This is a genomic window from Arthrobacter sp. sptzw42 (genome assembly GCF_059089685.1).
The window spans coordinates 63,137-80,765 of sequence record NZ_JBNHEX010000002.1; the positions used below are offsets into that span (position 1 = coordinate 63,137).

At 65.3% G+C, this 17,629-nt stretch carries 16 protein-coding genes; 8 read left to right on the plus strand and 8 right to left on the minus strand.

Annotated elements, in window-relative coordinates; genetic code table 11:
- Positions 1-4: 4 nt before the first annotated feature.
- The 7 genes from whiA (at position 5) to AC5RT4_RS02360 (ending at position 5,958) form a co-directional block, all read left to right on the plus strand.
- Complete coding sequence (whiA, locus tag AC5RT4_RS02330) at positions 5-985, plus strand: DNA-binding protein WhiA (RefSeq protein ID WP_015937022.1); 981 nt, start codon at positions 5-7, stop codon at positions 983-985.
- Between the two features lie 99 nt (positions 986-1,084).
- The gene (locus AC5RT4_RS02335; RefSeq protein WP_494104760.1) at positions 1,085-1,711 is read left to right on the plus strand and encodes a superoxide dismutase; all 627 of its coding nucleotides are present in this window, start codon (positions 1,085-1,087) and stop codon (positions 1,709-1,711) included.
- A gap of 260 nt (positions 1,712-1,971) precedes the next feature.
- Positions 1,972-2,982 carry a type I glyceraldehyde-3-phosphate dehydrogenase gene (gap, locus tag AC5RT4_RS02340; protein WP_494039614.1) on the plus strand — a complete coding sequence of 337 codons (1,011 nt, stop codon included), beginning with the start codon at positions 1,972-1,974 and terminating at the stop codon, positions 2,980-2,982.
- A 10-nt stretch (positions 2,983-2,992) separates the two neighbouring features.
- Entirely contained in the window at positions 2,993-4,219 is a 1,227-nt protein-coding gene (locus tag AC5RT4_RS02345) for a phosphoglycerate kinase (protein ID WP_494039615.1), read from the plus strand.
- A gap of 112 nt (positions 4,220-4,331) precedes the next feature.
- Positions 4,332-5,147, plus strand: a complete 816-nt coding sequence (gene tpiA, locus AC5RT4_RS02350) for a triose-phosphate isomerase (RefSeq protein WP_494104761.1) — start codon at positions 4,332-4,334, stop codon at positions 5,145-5,147.
- A gap of 49 nt (positions 5,148-5,196) precedes the next feature.
- The gene (gene secG / locus AC5RT4_RS02355; protein WP_494039617.1) at positions 5,197-5,454 is read left to right on the plus strand and encodes a preprotein translocase subunit SecG; all 258 of its coding nucleotides are present in this window, start codon (positions 5,197-5,199) and stop codon (positions 5,452-5,454) included.
- 111 nt (positions 5,455-5,565) lie between these two features.
- Positions 5,566-5,958 carry an RNA polymerase-binding protein RbpA gene (locus AC5RT4_RS02360; protein WP_494104762.1) on the plus strand — a complete coding sequence of 131 codons (393 nt, stop codon included), beginning with the start codon at positions 5,566-5,568 and terminating at the stop codon, positions 5,956-5,958.
- Here AC5RT4_RS02360 and pgl read toward each other — a convergent pair.
- Genes pgl through tkt form a run of 6 tightly spaced genes read right to left on the minus strand, consistent with a single transcriptional unit; the run spans position 5,911 to position 14,142 of the window.
- Positions 5,911-6,729: a 6-phosphogluconolactonase gene (gene pgl / locus AC5RT4_RS02365; RefSeq protein WP_494104763.1), complete on the minus strand. Its 819-nt coding sequence runs from the start codon at positions 6,727-6,729 to the stop codon at positions 5,911-5,913. The two genes, AC5RT4_RS02360 and pgl, sit on opposite strands and share 48 nt — an antisense overlap.
- Complete coding sequence (locus AC5RT4_RS02370; RefSeq protein WP_494104764.1) at positions 6,719-7,660, minus strand: glucose-6-phosphate dehydrogenase assembly protein OpcA; 942 nt, start codon at positions 7,658-7,660, stop codon at positions 6,719-6,721. The genes pgl and AC5RT4_RS02370 overlap by 11 nt, the downstream gene beginning before the upstream one ends.
- Entirely contained in the window at positions 7,657-9,228 is a 1,572-nt protein-coding gene (gene zwf / locus AC5RT4_RS02375; protein WP_494104765.1) for a glucose-6-phosphate dehydrogenase, read from the minus strand. The genes AC5RT4_RS02370 and zwf overlap by 4 nt, the downstream gene beginning before the upstream one ends.
- Positions 9,229-9,242: 14 nt before the next feature.
- Positions 9,243-10,877, minus strand: a complete 1,635-nt coding sequence (locus AC5RT4_RS02380) for a glucose-6-phosphate isomerase (RefSeq protein ID WP_494104766.1) — start codon at positions 10,875-10,877, stop codon at positions 9,243-9,245.
- 6 nt (positions 10,878-10,883) lie between these two features.
- On the minus strand, positions 10,884-11,999 hold the full coding sequence (gene tal / locus AC5RT4_RS02385) for a transaldolase (RefSeq protein ID WP_494039622.1): 1,116 nt from the start codon (positions 11,997-11,999) through the stop codon (positions 10,884-10,886).
- 25 nt (positions 12,000-12,024) lie between these two features.
- Positions 12,025-14,142 (minus strand): transketolase, encoded by a 2,118-nt coding sequence (tkt, locus tag AC5RT4_RS02390; RefSeq protein WP_494040130.1) that lies wholly within the window; start codon positions 14,140-14,142, stop codon positions 12,025-12,027.
- 512 nt (positions 14,143-14,654) lie between these two features.
- On the opposite strand from tkt, the gene AC5RT4_RS02395 reads away from it, so the two are divergent.
- The gene (locus AC5RT4_RS02395; RefSeq protein WP_494104900.1) at positions 14,655-15,614 is read left to right on the plus strand and encodes a heme o synthase; all 960 of its coding nucleotides are present in this window, start codon (positions 14,655-14,657) and stop codon (positions 15,612-15,614) included.
- A gap of 290 nt (positions 15,615-15,904) precedes the next feature.
- On the opposite strand, the gene AC5RT4_RS02400 is transcribed toward AC5RT4_RS02395, so the two are convergent.
- Together AC5RT4_RS02400 and AC5RT4_RS02405 are read right to left on the minus strand one after the other, a co-directional pair.
- The gene (locus AC5RT4_RS02400) at positions 15,905-16,849 is read right to left on the minus strand and encodes a COX15/CtaA family protein (protein WP_494039623.1); all 945 of its coding nucleotides are present in this window, start codon (positions 16,847-16,849) and stop codon (positions 15,905-15,907) included.
- A 7-nt stretch (positions 16,850-16,856) separates the two neighbouring features.
- Positions 16,857-17,600: an ABC transporter permease gene (locus AC5RT4_RS02405; RefSeq protein ID WP_494039624.1), complete on the minus strand. Its 744-nt coding sequence runs from the start codon at positions 17,598-17,600 to the stop codon at positions 16,857-16,859.
- Positions 17,601-17,629: the final 29 nt, after the last annotated feature.

Genomic DNA, 17,629 nt, shown 5'->3' on the forward strand with positions numbered 1-17,629 from the left:
TGCCATGGCACTGACAGCATCAGTCAAGGAAGAACTGTCCCGTCTGGACATCAAGAAGTCATCAGTCCGGAAGGCCGAAGTTTCCGCCATGCTCCGCTTTGCCGGCGGGCTCCACATCATCTCCGGCCGCATCGTCATTGAAGCTGAAGTGGATCTTGCCTCCACTGCCCGCCGCCTCCGGGCAGCCATCGCGGAAGTCTACGGCCACCAGAGCGAAATCATCGTGGTCTCCGCCGGGGGACTGCGGCGCGCCAGCCGGTACGTCGTCCGCGTAGTACGCGACGGCGAGGCACTGGCCCGCCAGACAGGCCTCCTCGACGGCCGTGGCCGCCCCGTGCGGGGGCTGCCCTCCGCCGTCGTCAACGGTTCCGCCGCAGATGCCGAAGCGGTGTGGCGCGGCGCGTTCCTGGCGCACGGCTCGCTCACCGAGCCGGGACGATCCTCCTCGCTGGAGGTGACCTGCCCGGGCCCGGAATCGGCGCTGGCACTGGTGGGCGCTGCGCGCCGGCTGGACATCCAGGCAAAGGCGCGCGAAGTCCGGGGAGTGGACCGGGTAGTCATCCGCGACGGCGACACCATCGCCGCACTCCTCACCCGCATGGGCGCGCATGACGCGCTGATGGTCTGGGAAGAACGCCGCATGCGCAAGGAAGTCCGGGCCACCGCCAACCGGCTCGCGAACTTCGACGACGCCAACCTGCGGCGCTCGGCACAGGCGGCGGTGGCAGCGGGGGCCCGGGTGGACCGTGCCCTGGAAATACTCGGCGACGACGTCCCGGACCACCTGAAGTACGCCGGCGAGCTGCGCGTGGCGCACAAGCAGGCCAGCCTGGACGAACTGGGCCGCCTTGCCGATCCCGTCATGACCAAGGACGCCATCGCCGGAAGGATCCGCCGCCTGCTGGCCATGGCGGACAAACGGGCATTGGATTTGGGGATCCCGGGGACGGATGCCAATGTGACGCCGGAAATGCTGGACGAGTAAGAGCCCCATAGAATCAAAAAGATTCCGGGTGCCAGACGCCCGGATGCACAATCCGAGAGTTAGCAACCGGACCGAGTGTCCACGATATTGGAGGATTTTGTGACAGAGTACGTACTGCCCGAACTCAGCTACGACTACGCCGCCCTGGAGCCGCACATCTCTGCGCGCATCATGGAGCTGCACCACAGCAAGCACCATGCAACGTACGTTGCCGGTGCAAACAACGCCCTGGCCCAGCTGGCCGAGGCGCGCGAAAAGGGCGACTTCGCCAACATTAACCGGCTCTCCAAGGACCTCGCGTTCCACACCGGCGGACACGTCAACCACTCCGTGTTCTGGAGCAACCTCTCCCCGGACGGCGGCGACAAGCCGGAAGGTGAACTGGCAGCGGCCATCGACGACGCCTTCGGTTCCTTCGATGCCTTCCGTGCCCAGTTCTCCGCGGCCGCACTCGGCCTGCAGGGTTCGGGCTGGGGTTTCCTGGCCTACGAGCCCATCGGTGGGAACCTTGTCATCGAGCAGCTGTACGACCAGCAGGGCAACACCGCGCTGGGCACCACTCCGCTGCTGATGCTGGACATGTGGGAGCACGCCTTCTACCTGGACTACGTCAATGTCAAGGCCGACTACGTCAAGGCATTTTGGAACATCGTGAACTGGGCCGACGTCGCCAAGCGCTTTGAGGCTGCCCGCACCAACGCCACCGGGCTCATCACCCTCCGGTAGTGACCCGCGCTTAACGCGCCTGTAACAAAGCTCACATTCGCGGCGCAAACCCGCCGGAATGTGGACCGTCCGCCCCCGCACTTGCGGGGGCGGACCCAGTTAAACGTAAGATAGGTCACGGAAGGCGGTTAGCCTTCAGCAATGAGGCTGGTCGCCCTCCGTCTGTAAACATCTCTGCCCAATGGCGTGCGGGATCTGTTAGTTGGCTTGATAGCCCGCTCAACTAGTTGTGCTTCCAAAGCACCAAGGAGACTGAAAAAGTGACGACCCGTATTGGTATCAACGGCTTTGGCCGTATCGGCCGCAACTACTTCCGCGCAGCACTCGCACAGGGCGCGGACCTGGAGATCGTTGCAGTCAACGACCTCACCAGCCCGGAGGCCCTGGCCCACCTGTTCAAGTACGACTCCGTCGGCGGCCGCCTGAAGGAAACCATCGAGGTCAAGGACGGCAACATCGTCGTCAACGGCAACGTCGTCAAGGTCCTTGCTGAGCGCGATCCTTCCAACCTCCCGTGGGGCGAGCTGGGTGTGGACATCGTCATCGAATCCACCGGCTTCTTCACCAAGGCCGCCGATGCACAGAAGCACATCGACGCCGGCGCCAAGAAGGTCCTGATTTCCGCCCCTGCCTCGGACGAGGACATCACCATCGTGATGGGCGTCAACCACAACCTTTACGACAACGCCACGCACCACATCATCTCCAACGCATCCTGCACCACCAACTGCCTGGGCCCGCTGGCCAAGGTGGTCAATGACGAGTTCGGCATCGAGCGCGGCCTGATGACCACGGTCCACGCCTACACCGCGGACCAGAACCTGCAGGACGGCCCGCACAAGGACCTGCGCCGTGCCCGCGCTGCTGCCGTGAACATGGTGCCCACATCCACCGGTGCAGCCAAGGCTATCGGCCTGGTCCTGCCGGAGCTCAAGGGCAAGCTGGACGGGTACGCCATCCGTGTTCCCGTCCCCACCGGCTCCGCCACCGACCTCACCGTCACCGTCTCCCGCGAGACCACCGTGGAGGAAGTCAACGCCGCCCTCAAGCGTGCCGCAGAGTCCGAAGACCTGCAGGGCTTCCTGACCTACACGGATGAGCCGATCGTCTCCTCGGACATCGTCGGCGATCCCGCGTCCTCGATCTTTGACTCCGGCCTCACCAAGGTGATCGGCAACCAGGTCAAGGTTGTTTCCTGGTATGACAACGAATGGGGCTACTCAAACCGCCTCGTTGACCTCACGGAGCTTGTGGCAGCCAAGCTGGGCTAGGGTAAGACACATGACTTCTCACACCCTCAACGAACTGATCGCTGAAGGTGTCCGCGGGCGGTACATTCTGGTTCGAAGTGACCTGAATGTGCCGCTCGACGGCTCTACAGTGACTGACGACGGCCGCATCAAGGCCTCACTGCCAGTCCTGGGAAAGCTCACGGACGCCGGTGCCCGCGTGCTGGTAACAGCCCACCTCGGACGCCCCAAGGGCGCCCCCGAGGACAAGTACTCCCTTCGCCCCGCCGTCAACCGCCTGGCTGAACTGGCGGACTTCAAGGTCACCCTCGCCGGGGACACGGTCGGCAGCTCCGCCAAGGAAGCTGCAGCCTCCCTCCAGGACGGCGAAGTGCTCGTCCTGGAAAACGTCCGCTTCGATGCCCGCGAAACCAGCAAGGACGACGCCGAGCGCGGCGCCTTCGCTGACGAGCTGGTGGCACTGACCGGCGGCAACGGCGCGTATGTGGACGACGCCTTCGGTGCCGTCCACCGCAAGCACGCCAGCGTCTACGACGTCGCCACCCGGCTCCCGTCCTACCTGGGCGATCTCGTGCACACCGAGGTGGAGGTGCTCCGCAAGCTCACCGCGGACACGCAGCGCCCTTACGTAGTGGTGCTCGGCGGCTCCAAAGTCTCGGACAAGCTCGCAGTCATCGACAACCTGCTGGGCAAGGCTGACACGATCCTGGTGGGCGGCGGCATGCTGTTCACCTTCCTCGCCGCAGCCGGCCATAAGGTGGCCTCCAGCCTGCTTGAAGAGGACCAGATCCCCGTGGTCCAGGACTACCTGAAGCGCGCCGCCGACGCAGGCACCGAATTTGTGGTGCCCACAGACGTCGTAGTGGCGGAGAAGTTCGCTGCCGACGCTGCCCATGAAACCGTTGCGGCAGACGCCATTGAAAGCAGCCGGTTCGGTGCCCAGGGCATTGGTCTGGACATTGGACCGGACTCTGCAGCTGCCTTCGCTGACCGGATCAAAGGCGCCAAGACCGTTTTCTGGAACGGTCCCATGGGGGTCTTCGAATTCGAAGCTTTCGCTGCGGGCACCCGAGCCATCGCACAGGCTCTGACCGAAACCGGGGCGTTCACAGTGGTGGGAGGCGGCGACTCTGCCGCTGCCGTCCGTACACTCGGTTTCTCTGATGACCAGTTCGGCCACATTTCCACCGGCGGCGGTGCCAGCCTGGAATACCTCGAAGGCAAGGACCTCCCGGGGCTCAGCGTCCTGGAGCGCTAGCTTCAGCCACTGTTAGCTCCGGCAGCAGTTCCTGGTCCTTCCACCCTCCGGCCGGCAGGTTGCCCCGCGGCAGCCTGCCGGCCGAACACTTATCGAGACTTTTGGAGAATACGTGACAACGTCAACGAACGGCGCCTTCGACCGCAAGCCCTTTATCGCGGGCAACTGGAAAATGAACATGGACCACGTGCAGGGCATCACCCTCCTGCAAAAACTGGCCTGGACCCTTTCCGACGCCAAGCATGACTACAACAGGGTTGAGGTGGCAGTGTTCCCGCCGTTCACGGACCTCCGCGGCGTGCAGACCCTGGTGCAGGGCGACAATCTGGACATTGCCTACGGCGGCCAGGACCTCTCGCAGTTCGATTCCGGCGCCTACACCGGCGACATTTCCGGACAGTTCCTGAACAAGCTCGGCTGCAGGTACGTCCTGGTGGGCCACAGCGAACGCCGGACCATCCACAACGAGACGGACGACGTCCTCAACGCCAAAGTGAAGGCCGCGTTCAAGCACAACTTGGTTCCCGTGCTTTGCGTCGGTGAGGGCCTGGAGATCCGACAGGCCGGCACGCACGTGGACCACACCCTGGCCCAATTGCGCGCCGGGGTCTCGGGCCTTACACCGGAGCAGGCGGGCGAACTTGTGGTGGCCTACGAGCCCGTCTGGGCCATCGGCACCGGTGAAGTAGCAGGACCAGAAGATGCACAGGAAATGTGCGCGGCCATCCGCGCCGAGCTCGGGTCCCTGTTCGGAGCCGAGGTAGCGGGCAAGACCCGGCTGCTGTACGGCGGTTCCGTCAAAGCCAACAATGCCGCCGCGATCCTGAAGGAACGCGACGTTGACGGTCTGCTGGTGGGTGGCGCAAGCCTTGATCCGGCCGAGTTTGCTAATATTGTCAGGTTCGAGAGTCACCTGGTGACGGACTAGTCCGTCCCGCCGCCAGACTCCGGCAATCCCAACTTTCCGAAAGGCCGTCGTGGACGTTCTTCATGTCATTCTGCAGATCCTCCTGGGCATCACCAGCCTCCTGCTGACGTTGCTCATCCTCCTCCACAAGGGACGGGGCGGCGGACTGTCCGACATGTTCGGTGGCGGCATGAGTTCAGGCCTGAGTTCCTCGGGCGTGGCTGAGCGCAACCTCAACAGGTTCACCGTTATCCTCGGCGTCACCTGGGGCATTGTGATCATCGCCCTCGGGCTGATCATGCGCTTCACCGGAGGCGGCGACTCCTGACGCACTGCTGAAGGATTCGTGCGGGGCACTGCCGCCGCAACGATCCGCGAACTAAACTGTGGCTGTCGGTTGTCCGGCAGCCACAGTTCTGTTTAAGAGGCAGGAGTCCCGATGCTGCATCCAACGTCAGGTTTCCGGGGCACCCGGGCGGGTGTGACGGCAGGAACAAGGCCGAGCCTCCAGGCCGACGAGGACCAGGGCAAGGCCCCTCCGCGCGTCCGGGTGTCCTACTGGTGTGCCAAGGGGCACGAAACCCAGCTGGTCTTCCTCAAGCTGCCGGAGGATCAGCTGCCGGTGGTGTGGGACTGCCGGCGGTGCGGCTGCCCGGCCTCGAAGGACGGCCTGGAGCGGGCTGACGCGGACTCTGAGGAAGGCTACAAAAGCCACCTGGAATACGTTAAGGAGCGGCGCTCCAGCCAGGACGCCGAGGACCTCCTGGCTGGAGCGGTGGAACGGCTACGCGCCCGCGGCGTCCTTCCGGACGAGCTGCTGCGGGACGCGTGACGCTGCGTTCTCATCGATGAGCCAGAGGGTACGGGACGTTCCCCGGGGACCCGCGGCGGGCACCTGCACGGGGTTGGCGCCCGCGAGTGCCAGGCCCACCGCGCCGGCTTTGTCCTCGCCCGCAACAACCATCCACACTTCGGCGGCCGTATTGATAGTGGGCAGCGTCAGGGAGACGCGCAGCGGGGGCGGCTTGGGCGAATTCCTTACCCCTACCACGGTCCGCTCCTTCTCGCGGATGCCGGCCTGCTCGGGAAAGAGCGACGCCACGTGTGCGTCCGGTCCGACACCAAGCAGGACAACGTCCAGGCGTGGGACAGCGGCGGGCTGACCCGGCCGGTCGTCGGACATGTCGGCGGCGTGCTCGGTGGCGGCCGCTTCCCGAAGCTGGCGGGCGTAATCCTCTGCCGCCTCTTCGGGAGTATCGAACTGATCCGAGGATCCGGGTTCGTGGATTCGGTCCGGGTCCACCCGAATATGCGACAGCAAAGCGTTGAACGCCTGCTTGGTGTTCCGGTCGGCGTCGTCGGAGGCGACGAACCGCTCATCGCCCCACCAGAAGTTGACCTTGGACCAGTCAACAGCGGGAGCCGCCGGGGAGTCAGCAACAGCCTTCAGGGTGCCGATGCCCACCGTGCCGCCGGTCAGGACGACGGTGGCCTCACCGTATTTGTCCTGGACATCAACAAGCTTGGTGATCAGGCGGGCCGCGATGGCCGCCATCAGCACGGACGAATCAGGATGAATGCTTACTCTAGGCTCAACGCTCACTGGGTCGGACACTCCTTAGATTGGTACGCGGCAGTCCCATAGTAATCACTTCCCCGAACACTTCGTCCGGGTCCAGGCGGCGCAACTCCTCGGCAAGGCAGTCGCGGAGGCTGCGGCGCGGAAGTGAAATGCGCTGCGCGGGCTGGCCCGGCTGGGTCAGTTCGGCAACGGAGAGTCCCGGGCGGAAGAGCTGCACATCACCGCCGGGCCGGGTCAGCCGGACACGGCGGATACCGGTCCCGGCGGGATCGGCCACAATGGTCACAGGTGCGTCCAACGTGAGGGTGAGCCAGGCTGCGAGGAGGATGGTGCTGGGGGAGTCCGAGGCACCTTCAACCGCGACGGCGGTCACCGGCGAGGAATCCACCTGGTCCAGGACCGCGGCGAGCTGGATCCGCCAGTTGGTCAAGCGGGTCCAGGCCAGGTCCGTGTCCCCGGCCCGGTAGGTCTTGTGGATGTTTTCCAGCGCCACCTGCGGGTCCGGCTCGTTTGCCGAATCTGTGATGCGCCGGTGCGCGATCCGGCCGATGGACGTTTCGCACGCGCTTTCCGGGGCCCCGTGCGGCCACCATGCCACGATCGGGGCGTCCGGCAGCAGCAGCGCAGCCACGAGCGATTCGCTCTCATGCGCAAGCTGGCCGTAGCCGCGGAGCACGATCACCTCAGACGCACCGGCATCACCGCCCACGCGGATCTGCGCATCCAGTTTGTCTACGGCGTCGGCCCCGGCGTCAGCCAGGACGATGATCCGGCACGGGTGTTCCCGACTGGCATCGTTGGCTGCCTCAATGGCCTCTTCCTCAAGCCCTGATTTGGTAACCACCACGAGGGTGAGCACCCGGCCCAGGGCGATCACGCCGCCCTGCTCGCGCAGGGCCATGAGTTTCTTGGAAACCTTCGAGGTGGTGGTGTCCGGCAGGTCTACAATCATGGCCTTCTCCAGGTTCGTCCGTCACGGGCCAGCAGCTCATCGGCAGAGGCCGGGCCCCAGCTTCCCGGGGCGTAGGGTTCGGGCTGTTCGTTCAGCTGCGCCCAGTACTCCTCGAACGGGTCAAGGATCTTCCAGGACAGCTCCACTTCCTCGTGCCGCGGGAACAGCGGCGGCTCGCCGAGGAGCACATCCAGGATCAGCCGCTCATACGCCTCCGGGCTCGATTCGGTGAAGGAGTGCCCGTACCCGAAGTCCATGGTCACATCACGGACTTCCATCTGTGTGCCCGGGACCTTCGAGCCGAACCGGATGGTGACGCCCTCGTCGGGCTGCACCCGGATCACCACCGCGTTCTGGCCGAAGTCATCCTCGCCGTGGTCGCGGAACAGCAGGTTGGGTGCGCGCTTGAACACCACGGCGATCTCGGTCACCCGCCGGCCCAGGCGCTTGCCGGCGCGCAGGTAGAACGGGACACCGGACCAGCGGCGGGTGTGGATGTCCACCCGGACCGCGGCGAAGGTTTCGGTGGTGGAATCGGCCGGGATGCCCTCTTCCTCCAGGTAGCCCTGGACCTGTTCGCCGCCCTGCCATCCGCCGGTGAACTGTCCCCGCGCTGAATGCGTGGACAGGTCATCGGGGAGCTTGACCGCTGCCAGGACCTTTTCCTTCTCCGCGCGCAGGTCATCGGCGTTGAAGGAGATAGGCTCTTCCATCGCGGTCAGCGCCAGCAGCTGGAGCAGGTGGTTCTGGATCACGTCACGGGCCGCGCCCACGCCGTCGTAATACCCTGCCCGGCCGCCGGTGCCGATGTCCTCGGCCATGGTGATCTGGACGTGGTCCACGTAGTTGGCGTTCCACAACGGTTCGAACAGCTGGTTCGCGAAACGCAGCGCCAGAATGTTCTGGACCGTCTCCTTGCCCAGGTAGTGGTCGATCCTGAATACGGCGTCCGCCGGGAACACCGACTCAACGATGTCGTTCAGCTGCCGGGCGGACTCAAGGTCGTGTCCAAACGGCTTCTCAATCACCACGCGGCGCCACTTGTCGCCTTCGGACTGGGCCAGGCCGTGCTTGGACAGCTGCCGGCAGACCTGTTCGAAGGCCTTGGGCGGAATCGAGAGGTAGAACGCGTGGTTTCCCCGGGTGCCGCGGACGTCGTCGAGTTCCTTGATGGTGTCACCGAGCCGCTCGAAGGCGCCGTCGTCGTCGAACTCGCCCTGGACAAAACGGACGCCCTCGGAGAGCTGGTTCCACACTGCCTCGTCAAAAGCCGTACGTGCATAAGCCTGCACGGACGCCTTCACCTCGGCGGCGAAGTCCTCGTCCGTCCACGGCCGGCGGCCGAACCCCACCAGCGCGAAGCTGGGGGGCAGCAGCCCACGGTTGGCGAGGTCGTACACGGCCGGCATGAGTTTCTTGCGGGCAAGGTCACCGGTCACTCCAAAGAGCACCAGCGACGACGGACCGGCGATCCGGCTCAGGCGGCGGTCCCGTGGGTCCCGGAGCGGATTGCGCGCCGGTTTCCCGGGACGCGTGCCGGACGTCCTGCCGTATTCAGTTTCTGGCATGTTGCTTCTGGGCCTTAGCTTTCGGTTACGGAGGCTGACCTGGCGGACAGCGCAGCAATAATGTCCTGCAACTGTGCCACACCGGCTGCCCGGTCGGTCAGGTGCAGGCGAAGCACTGGACGTCCGTGCTCACTCAGGACCTGGGCGTCACCTGCGGCCTGCGCCGAGATCAGCTTCCCAAACGTGAAGGGACGGTCCGGGATAGCGAGATCTTCTGCTGCATCGGCAGTTATCTGCAGGAATACCCCGATGGCGGGGCCGCCCTTGTGGAACTGGCCCGTGGAGTGCAGGAACCGCGGCCCCCAGCCAAAGGTGACGGGACGGCCGGAAATGGCTGCCAGTTCGTCACGGATGCCCTCGAGCTGAGCGAATGCGAGGCGGTCGAAGTACGCCTGGACGCTGAGGTAGCTGTCCGGCTGGAGCGTTTCCAGCAACGCGCGCACCGACCCTTCAGCGGTGGACGCACCAGCGAGCCAGTCCCCGCCACGCACCTCGATGGCGCCGTCAACAAATGCTGCGGGCGTCGGCTCAGGCTGGGCGTCCAGCAAACCGCGGGCGGCCACCTTGGCAGCCTCGACATCGGGCTGGTCGAACGGGTTGATGCCGAGCAGGCGCCCGGCCACAGCAGTGGCGAACTCCCAGACCATCATCTGGGTTGCCAGGCCACCGGCGATGGCAACTTCGTTCTCACCCAGTTCTACGTCGGCGTCTGCTGCTACCAGCCGGACCACCAGGACATCGTCCGCGTTGGACGTCACCTCCGGCGAGTTCGGGCCGGCAACTACGGGCAGGACACCTGTTCCGAGCTTGCCCGTGGACTCGGCGATAAGCTGCTCGGCCCAGTCGGCGAAGCCTACAATGCCCGAACCGTCCTCCGCTATGACAATCTTGTTGCGCAGGGGACTGGTACCGCCCAGCGCCGTACCGAGGGACAGTCCGATGTTCTCGGCAGCGTCCTCGTTAAGGATCTCGGCTCCTTCCTCGGCTTCGTCGAGGAACGCCTGGATGTCCACCCCGGCCAGGCCCGAGGGCACCAGGCCGAACGCGGTGAGGGCAGAAAAGCGTCCGCCGACGTTGGGGTCGGCGTTGAAGACCGCGCGGTAGCCGGCATCGCGGGAGGCCTTGTCCAGCGGGGAACCGGGATCAGTGACGATGATGATCCGGCTGCCGCCATTGATGCCGGCGTCGTTGAACGCCTTCTCAAAGACCCGTCGCTGGGAATCCGTCTCAACGGTGGAACCGGACTTGGAGGAAACCACGATGGCGGTCTCCGCCAGCCGGTCCGCCAGGGCAGCACGGACCTGGTCCGGGTCCGTGCTGTCCAGCACAGTCAGCTCGACGCCGGCCGTGCCGGCAATGACCTCCGGAGCCAGCGATGATCCGCCCATGCCGCACAGCACGATGCGGGTAACGCCTTCGGCGCGCAGTGCTTCGCGGAGTTCGACGATCTCCTTCACCAAGGGCTGTGAGACGGTGGCCGCCTCCACCCAGCCGAGCCGGATGGCGGACTCGGCTTCGGCGTCGGGACCCCACAGAGTGTGGTCCTTGGCGAAGATCCGGGTGGCGATGCGGTCCTCCACCAAAGCGGGGAGGTGCTGTTCCAGTGCCTGCTGCGCGGCACCTGTGGCTTCGTAGCTGAGTGTGCTCATTGTTGGTTAGGAGGCCTTCCGTGCTGAGGCGAGGGCGCCCTCGACGTCGCCGAGGAGTTCCTTCCAGCTGGCGACGAACTTGTCCAGGCCTTCGGATTCGAGGAGTGCAACGACCTCGTTGTAGGAGATGCCGAGCTTTTCGAGCGCGTCCAGGGTGTTGTTCGCTTCGGCGTAGGTGCCTGTTACGGTGTCTCCCGTGACCACGCCGTGGTCGAAGGTGGCGTCGAGCGTCTTTTCGGGCATGGTGTTGACGACGCCGGGGGCGACGAGCTCCGTGACGTACAGGGTGTCCGGGTAGGCCGGGTCCTTCACGCCGGTGGAAGCCCACAGGGGACGCTGGGGGAGTGCGCCGGCGTCGGCCAGCAGGGCCCAGCGTTCGGTGGCGAAGAGCTCCTCGTAGACCTGGTAGGCGAGGCGGGCGTTGGCCAGGCCGGCCTTGCCCTTGAGTGCCTTGGCTTCCTCGGTGCCCAGGGCGTCCAGGCGCTTGTCGATTTCGGAGTCCACGCGGGAGACGAAGAAGGACGCGACGGAGTGGATCTTCGAGAGATCGTGGCCGTTTTCCTTTGCCTGCTCCAGGCCTGACTGGAAAGCGTTGATGACGGCACGGTACCGCTCCAGGGAGAAGATCAGGGTCACGTTGACGCTGATGCCCTCGGCCAGGGTGGCGGTGATGGCTTCGAGGCCCTCGAGCGTGGCCGGGATCTTGATCAGGACGTTGTCCTTGTTGACCCTCTTATACAGGTGCTTGGCTTCGGCGATGGTGCCTGCGGTGTCCCATGCAAGCCGGGGGTCAACCTCGATGGAAACGCGGCCGTCCACGCCGTTGGTGGCTGCGGCCACGGGTGCGAACAGGTCGCAGGCGTCGGCAACGTCGGTGGTGGTGATTTCGAAGATGGTGTCTTCGACGGACGCGCCGGCTGCGGCCTGCTTGGCGATCGTGGCGTCGTAGTCGGTGCCTGCCGTGATGGCGGCGTGGAAGATGGACGGGTTGGTGGTCACGCCAACCACGTTCTTCTCTTCAATGAGCTTGGCCAGGGTGCCGGTGTCCAGGCGTCCGCGGGAAAGGTCATCGAGCCAGATGGAAACTCCGGCGTCCGAGAGCTGCTGGGTGGGAGTAGTCATTGTTGTATCTCCTAGGAAAATCGGTTTAGGCCTGGAGGCCAGCGAGGGAGTCCTTGGCGGCCGCGGCAACTGCTTCTGCGGTGATGCCGAACTCCTGGAAGAGGCGCTTGTAGTCGGCGGAAGCGCCGTAGTGCTCAAGGCTGATGGAACGGCCGGCGTCGCCGACAAATTCCTTCCAGCCCAGGGACAGTCCTGCTTCGACCGAGACGCGGGCCTTCACGGCGGCAGGCAGCACGGACTCGCGGTAAGCGGCGTCCTGTTTGTTGAACCACTCAACGCAGGGCATGGAGACGACGCGGGCGGCAATGCCTTCGGCCTGAAGGGCTTCGCGGGCCTGGACGGCCAGCTGGACCTCGGAACCGGTGCCGATGAGGATGACGTCGGCGGGGACGGTGACGCCGTCCTTGGATGCCTCGGCCAGGACGTAGCCGCCCTTGGCGACGCCGGCGACCGAACCGAACGTGTCGCCGTCGGCTGCTCCCTCACCGCGCTCCCAGGTGGGGATGTTCTGGCGGGTCAGCACGATGCCGGCCGGGTTGGAATGGTTCTCCAGCATGGTCTTCCAGGCAACGGCGACTTCGTTGGCGTCACCGGGGCGGACAACGTCCAAGCCCACGATGGCGCGCAGCGAGGCGAGCTGTTCCACCGGCTGGTGGGTGGGGCCGTCCTCGCCCAGGCCGATGGAGTCGTGCGTCCAGACGTACAGGGACGGCACACCCATCAGCGCGCCGAGGCGGATGGCCGGGCGCTGGTAGTCGCTGAAGATCAGGAAGGTGCCGGAGAACGCACGGGTGCGGCCGTGCAGGCTGATGCCGTTCACGATCGAGGCGGCGGCGTGCTCGCGGATACCGAAGTGCAGGACCCGGCCGTAGGGGTTGCCCTTCCACGCCTCGGTCTGCTTGGAAGCAGGCACGAACGACGGCGACCCCTCAATGGTGGTGTTGTTCGATTCGGCGAGGTCTGCCGAGCCGCCCCACAGTTCGGGCAGCACCGGACCGAGCGCGTTCAGAACCTTGCCGGACGCGGCACGGGTGGAGACGTCCTTGCCGGCGGGGAAGACCGGGAGGGCGGCGTCAACATCGTTGGGCAGCTCCTTGGCCTCGATGCGCTGCAGCAAGGCTGCGCCTTCGGGGTTGGCAGCCTGCCAGGCGTTGAAGGATTCTTCCCATTCCTTGCGGGCAGCAGCACCGCGGTCCACCACGGCGCGGGCGTGGGCCAGGACGTCCTGGTCCACATCGAAGGACTTGGCCGGGTCAAAGCCCAGGACTTCCTTCAGCGCTGCGACTTCCTCGGCACCGAGTGCGGAACCGTGGATCTTGCCGGTGTTCTGCTTCTTGGGCGCCGGGTAGCCGATGATGGTCCGCAGCGACACGATGGAGGGCTTGGACGTCTCAGCTTTCGCAGCCAGGAGGGCAGAGTAGAGCTCCTGGACGTCTTCCTTGTATTCGCCGGTCTTGGTCCAGTCCACCCGCTGGACGTGCCAGCCGTAGGCTTCGTAGCGCTTCAGGACATCCTCGGTGAAGGCAATGTCGGTGTCATCCTCGATGGAGATGTGGTTCTCATCGTAAACAACAACGAGGTTGCCCAGTTCCTGGTGACCGGCCAGGGAGGAAGCCTCGGCCGTGACACCTTCCTGAAGGTCACCATCGGAGGCGATTACCCAGATGGTGTGGTCAAAGGGCGACTCGGCGGCGGGAGCATCGGCGTCGAACAGGCCGCGCATCCGGCGCTGAGAGTAAGCGAAGCCAACCGAGGACGCAAGACCCTGGCCCAGGGGGCCGGTGGTGATCTCCACCCCGGCAGTGTGCTTGTACTCAGGGTGGCCGGGCGTCAGTGAACCCCAGGTGCGCAGCGCCTCCAGGTCCTTCAGTTCCAGGCCGTAGCCCGAAAGGAAAAGCTGGATGTAAAGGGTCAGTGAGGTGTGGCCCGGGGAAAGGACGAAACGGTCACGGCCCAGCCAGTCAGGGTTGCGGGGATCGTGGCGCATCAGCTTCTGGAACAGCAGATACGCCGCCGGCGCCAGGCTCATGGCGGTTCCGGGGTGGCCGTTGCCCACCTTCTCCACGGCGTCGGCAGCCAGGACGCGGATGGTATCCACCGCACGCTGGTCCAGTTCGGTCCAGGACAGTTGTTGCTCTTCCAAATGTGGCACGAAAACCGGGCCCCTCTCTGTGCTGATGGCAGGCGGCACACCGGGTCCGCGTAAATGGCACGCCTTATGGCGTCCGCTGCGGTGTGTACCAGCCGTTCACCATCGAAACGTTGATCTTTTTATTCAGCCACGCGTCAACTCGGAATGCGTTTTCCGCCGCTTTCCTGCTGCGTGCTGATCTGGTGACAGCTTAGCTCCATTCCACTTCCCGGGCGGCCGAAATCTCACGTTGTGGACGCAATTTCGGCTTATGTGAGTGCGTCTGAAGTGAGGCTGAGTTAATCTGCTCGAAGCACTGCGCGCGCAATCACCAGCGCCAAATAGCGGGCCGTTGGGAGGAGGCCGGCGCGGTATGATATTCGGAGGCCAAAGCCGGGCGGTGGACGTATTCCAGCTTCCAAACCCCAGGCCGTGGCGCGGATCACCATTCCGTTCCGCCGGCGCCCCTATGGGCGGGCCGCATGACACAGCTGGACAGCCAGACAGAACTGCCAACAGAACGGGTGACTGCCACCGTGAGCACAACAGATACGCCGCTGAAAGCATCCCGGGCATCAAAAGCCGGGATTGCCCGTAAGGCCAAGGCGTATCTCGCCCTCACCAAGCCACGCGTCATCGAACTGCTCCTGGTAAGCACCCTGCCCACCATGATCTATGCGGAGCGCGGCTTCCCTTCGATCGGGCTCATCCTGGCCACCCTGGTTGGCGGTGCATTCGCCGCCGGCAGTGCAGGGGCTTTCAACTGCTACATTGACCGCGACATCGACAAACTGATGCACCGCACCGAAAACCGCCCGCTGGTTACGGGTGAAGTCACGCCGCGTGAAGCACTGATCTTCTCCTGGCTGTTGGGCGCCGCCGCGATCGCCATCCTCTGGTTCGGCGCCAACCCGCTGTCCGCCTGGCTGGGGCTGGGCGCCATCTTCTTCTACGTGGTGATTTACACCATCATCCTCAAGCGCCGGACTGCGCAGAACATCGTCTGGGGCGGCGCAGCAGGCTGCTTCCCCGTGCTGATTGCCTGGGCTGCCGTGACGAACTCGGTGGAATGGCCCGCCGTCATTCTCTTTATGGTGATTTTCCTCTGGACCCCGCCCCACTACTGGCCGCTGTCCATGCGCTACGGCGAGGACTACCGCAACGCCAACGTCCCCATGCTCGGGGCCATCGCCGGGGCCAAGGTGGTTTCCGTCCAGGTGGTCCTGTATGCATGGGCGATGGTGGCCTGCTCGCTGCTGATGGTTCCCGCCGGCGGAGCGGGTTGGGTCTACACGGTCACCGCAGTCCTTGCCGGGACCTGGTTCTTGTACGAATCGCATTCCCTCTACAGCCGGGCCCAGCGCGAGGACATCACAGACAAGCGGGCCATGAAGGTCTTCCACGGCTCCATCAGCTACCTCACCCTGCTCTTTATTGCCCTGGCAGTCGATCCGTTCATCGGGCCGGCGGTCATGGCCGGCTAACAACCGCGACGCTCTCTCACTTATTACGGGTTCCAGGCGGACGCTCTCTCACTTATTACGCGTTCCAGGCGGACGCTCTCTCTTCTTCCGGGCTACTGCACCCTGCCTCACGCTGATCGTGGAAGGTTTGTTGCACCCCTAGGTGAAAGAGCGTCCAGGGAAACGCTGCGCTAGGTGAGAGAGCGTCCAGGGAAACGCTGCAGCAAATGAGAGAGCGTCGTTAAGGACAGAAGCGCCCCGGTTCATAGGAACCGGGGCGCTTGGCGTTGAGTGACGCAGCCGGGCGAGGACTACTCCACGGGGCTGGACCGGGCGATGTCCCAGGCATTCGTTGCCGCCACCATCAGCAGGGCTGCCCCGAGCATGTGGGCTGCCACCAGCAGTGCCGGGATGCCGTTGTAATACTGGGTGAAGCCGATGGCGGCCTGAAGGAGCGTCACGCCGAGCAGTCCCAGGACGCCCGCGCGGAAGGGCCCCTTGATCCGGCGCAGGAACACCAGCGCGAGTGCCACCACCGTGCCGGCGGTCACCAGGTAGGCCGGAACGGCGTGGATGTGGGAGAACAGGTCCCAGTCCAGCCCGTTGCGCGGCGCATCGGCGTCGCCGGCATGCGGTCCGGCTCCGGTCACCACCACGCCGAGCATCACGGCCAGGGTGGAGAAGAGCGCGACGGCGGCCGTCACCGGGCGCATAACGCCCGGCAGGGCCGGGTGGGACATCGTCCGGAACCGGCCGGTCCGGCCGAAGGCGCGGTTCACCAGCAGTGTGGCAAACACCACCAGCGCCATGGAGACCAGGAAGTGCAGGCCCACTACCCAAGGGTTGAGGTTCGTCAGTACGGTGATGCCGCCGATGACTGCCTGCGCCGGAATGCTGGCCAGAAGGCCCAGCGCCAGCAGGAAGAGGTCCCGGCGCTCCTTGCGGAGGTTCCACAGGTACACCAGCATCAGGGCTGCGACGGCGGCCAGGGCGAAGGTGAGGAGCCTGTTGCCGAACTCGATGAAACCGTGGATGCCCATCTCCGGGGTGTTCACCAATGAGGTATCCGTACAGCGCGGCCAGGTGGGGCAGCCAAGGCCGGAGGCGGTAAGTCTCACCGCACCACCGGTGACCACCAGGAGGGTCTGGCCGATCAGGGAGGCAACTGCCAGGCGGCGCACCCGGACGTCCACGGCCCGGGGCAGCCGTGACGACAGGCGGTTAACGAACTGGGGGAGGCGTGCGGCCGTGCTCACGGATATCTCAATTCCACTTGAACCAACGGATGGCTGCTGCCCCGGCAATGAGAGTCCAAAGGAGCAGGATGAGGGTGGCGCCGCCGTTCAGCGTGCCGGTCAGGAAAGCCTCGCGCAGGGATTCCCCAAGCGCCCCGGAGGGCAGGAACTGCACTGCGTCCCGGGCGGCGGCAGGCAGGCGGCCGGCCGGCAGTACGATTCCGCCGAGGGCGCCCAGCAGGATCCATAGCAGGTTGGTGATGGCGAGGGTGGCTTCGGGCCGGACGGTGCCGGCCACCAGCAGTCCCAGCGCGGTAAAGGCGGCTGCGCCCAGCGCCAGAAGGAACAGGCCGGGGATCCAGCCGCCTGCCTGAGGGCGCCATCCCAGGGACAGGGCTACGGCACTGACGGCGGCCACCTGCAGGCAGAGGACGGCCAGGACCGACAGTGCCTTGCCGGCGATCAGCCCGCCGCGGCCCAGGGGAGTGGTGGAAAGGAAGCGGAGCACGCCATACCGCCGGTCGAAGCCGGTGGCGATGCCCTGGCCGGTGAACGCCGTGGACATGGCGCAGAGGGCCAGGATCCCGGGGACGGCAACGTCGATGCGGCTTCCGCCCAGCCCGTCAAGGAACGGTGTCACGGTTAGGCCGACGAGCGCCAGGAGGGGCAGGACTATTGCCAGGATCAGCTGCTCGCCGTTACGGAGCATGGCCGTGGCCTCGTATTTGCCCTGCAGCAGGACACGCCGCAGCAGCGGGGCCGGCTCTTGCATGCCGGAAACCCCGCCGAGCGGCAGAAGTC

Bases quoted from the DNA above. Each gene is read 5' to 3' on its own strand.
- whiA (WP_015937022.1), top strand. From the start codon at position 5: ATGGCACTGACAGCATCAGTCAAGGAAGAACTGTCCCGTCTGGACATC.
- AC5RT4_RS02345 (WP_494039615.1), top strand. From the start codon at position 2,993: ATGACTTCTCACACCCTCAACGAACTGATCGCTGAAGGTGTCCGCGGG.
- AC5RT4_RS02360 (WP_494104762.1), top strand. From the start codon at position 5,566: ATGCTGCATCCAACGTCAGGTTTCCGGGGCACCCGGGCGGGTGTGACG.
- AC5RT4_RS02370 (WP_494104764.1), bottom strand. From the start codon at position 7,660: ATGATTGTAGACCTGCCGGACACCACCACCTCGAAGGTTTCCAAGAAA.
- zwf (WP_494104765.1), bottom strand. From the start codon at position 9,228: ATGCCAGAAACTGAATACGGCAGGACGTCCGGCACGCGTCCCGGGAAA.
- AC5RT4_RS02380 (WP_494104766.1), bottom strand. From the start codon at position 10,877: ATGAGCACACTCAGCTACGAAGCCACAGGTGCCGCGCAGCAGGCACTG.
- tal (WP_494039622.1), bottom strand. From the start codon at position 11,999: ATGACTACTCCCACCCAGCAGCTCTCGGACGCCGGAGTTTCCATCTGG.
- AC5RT4_RS02405 (WP_494039624.1), bottom strand. From the start codon at position 17,600: ATGCAAGAGCCGGCCCCGCTGCTGCGGCGTGTCCTGCTGCAGGGCAAA.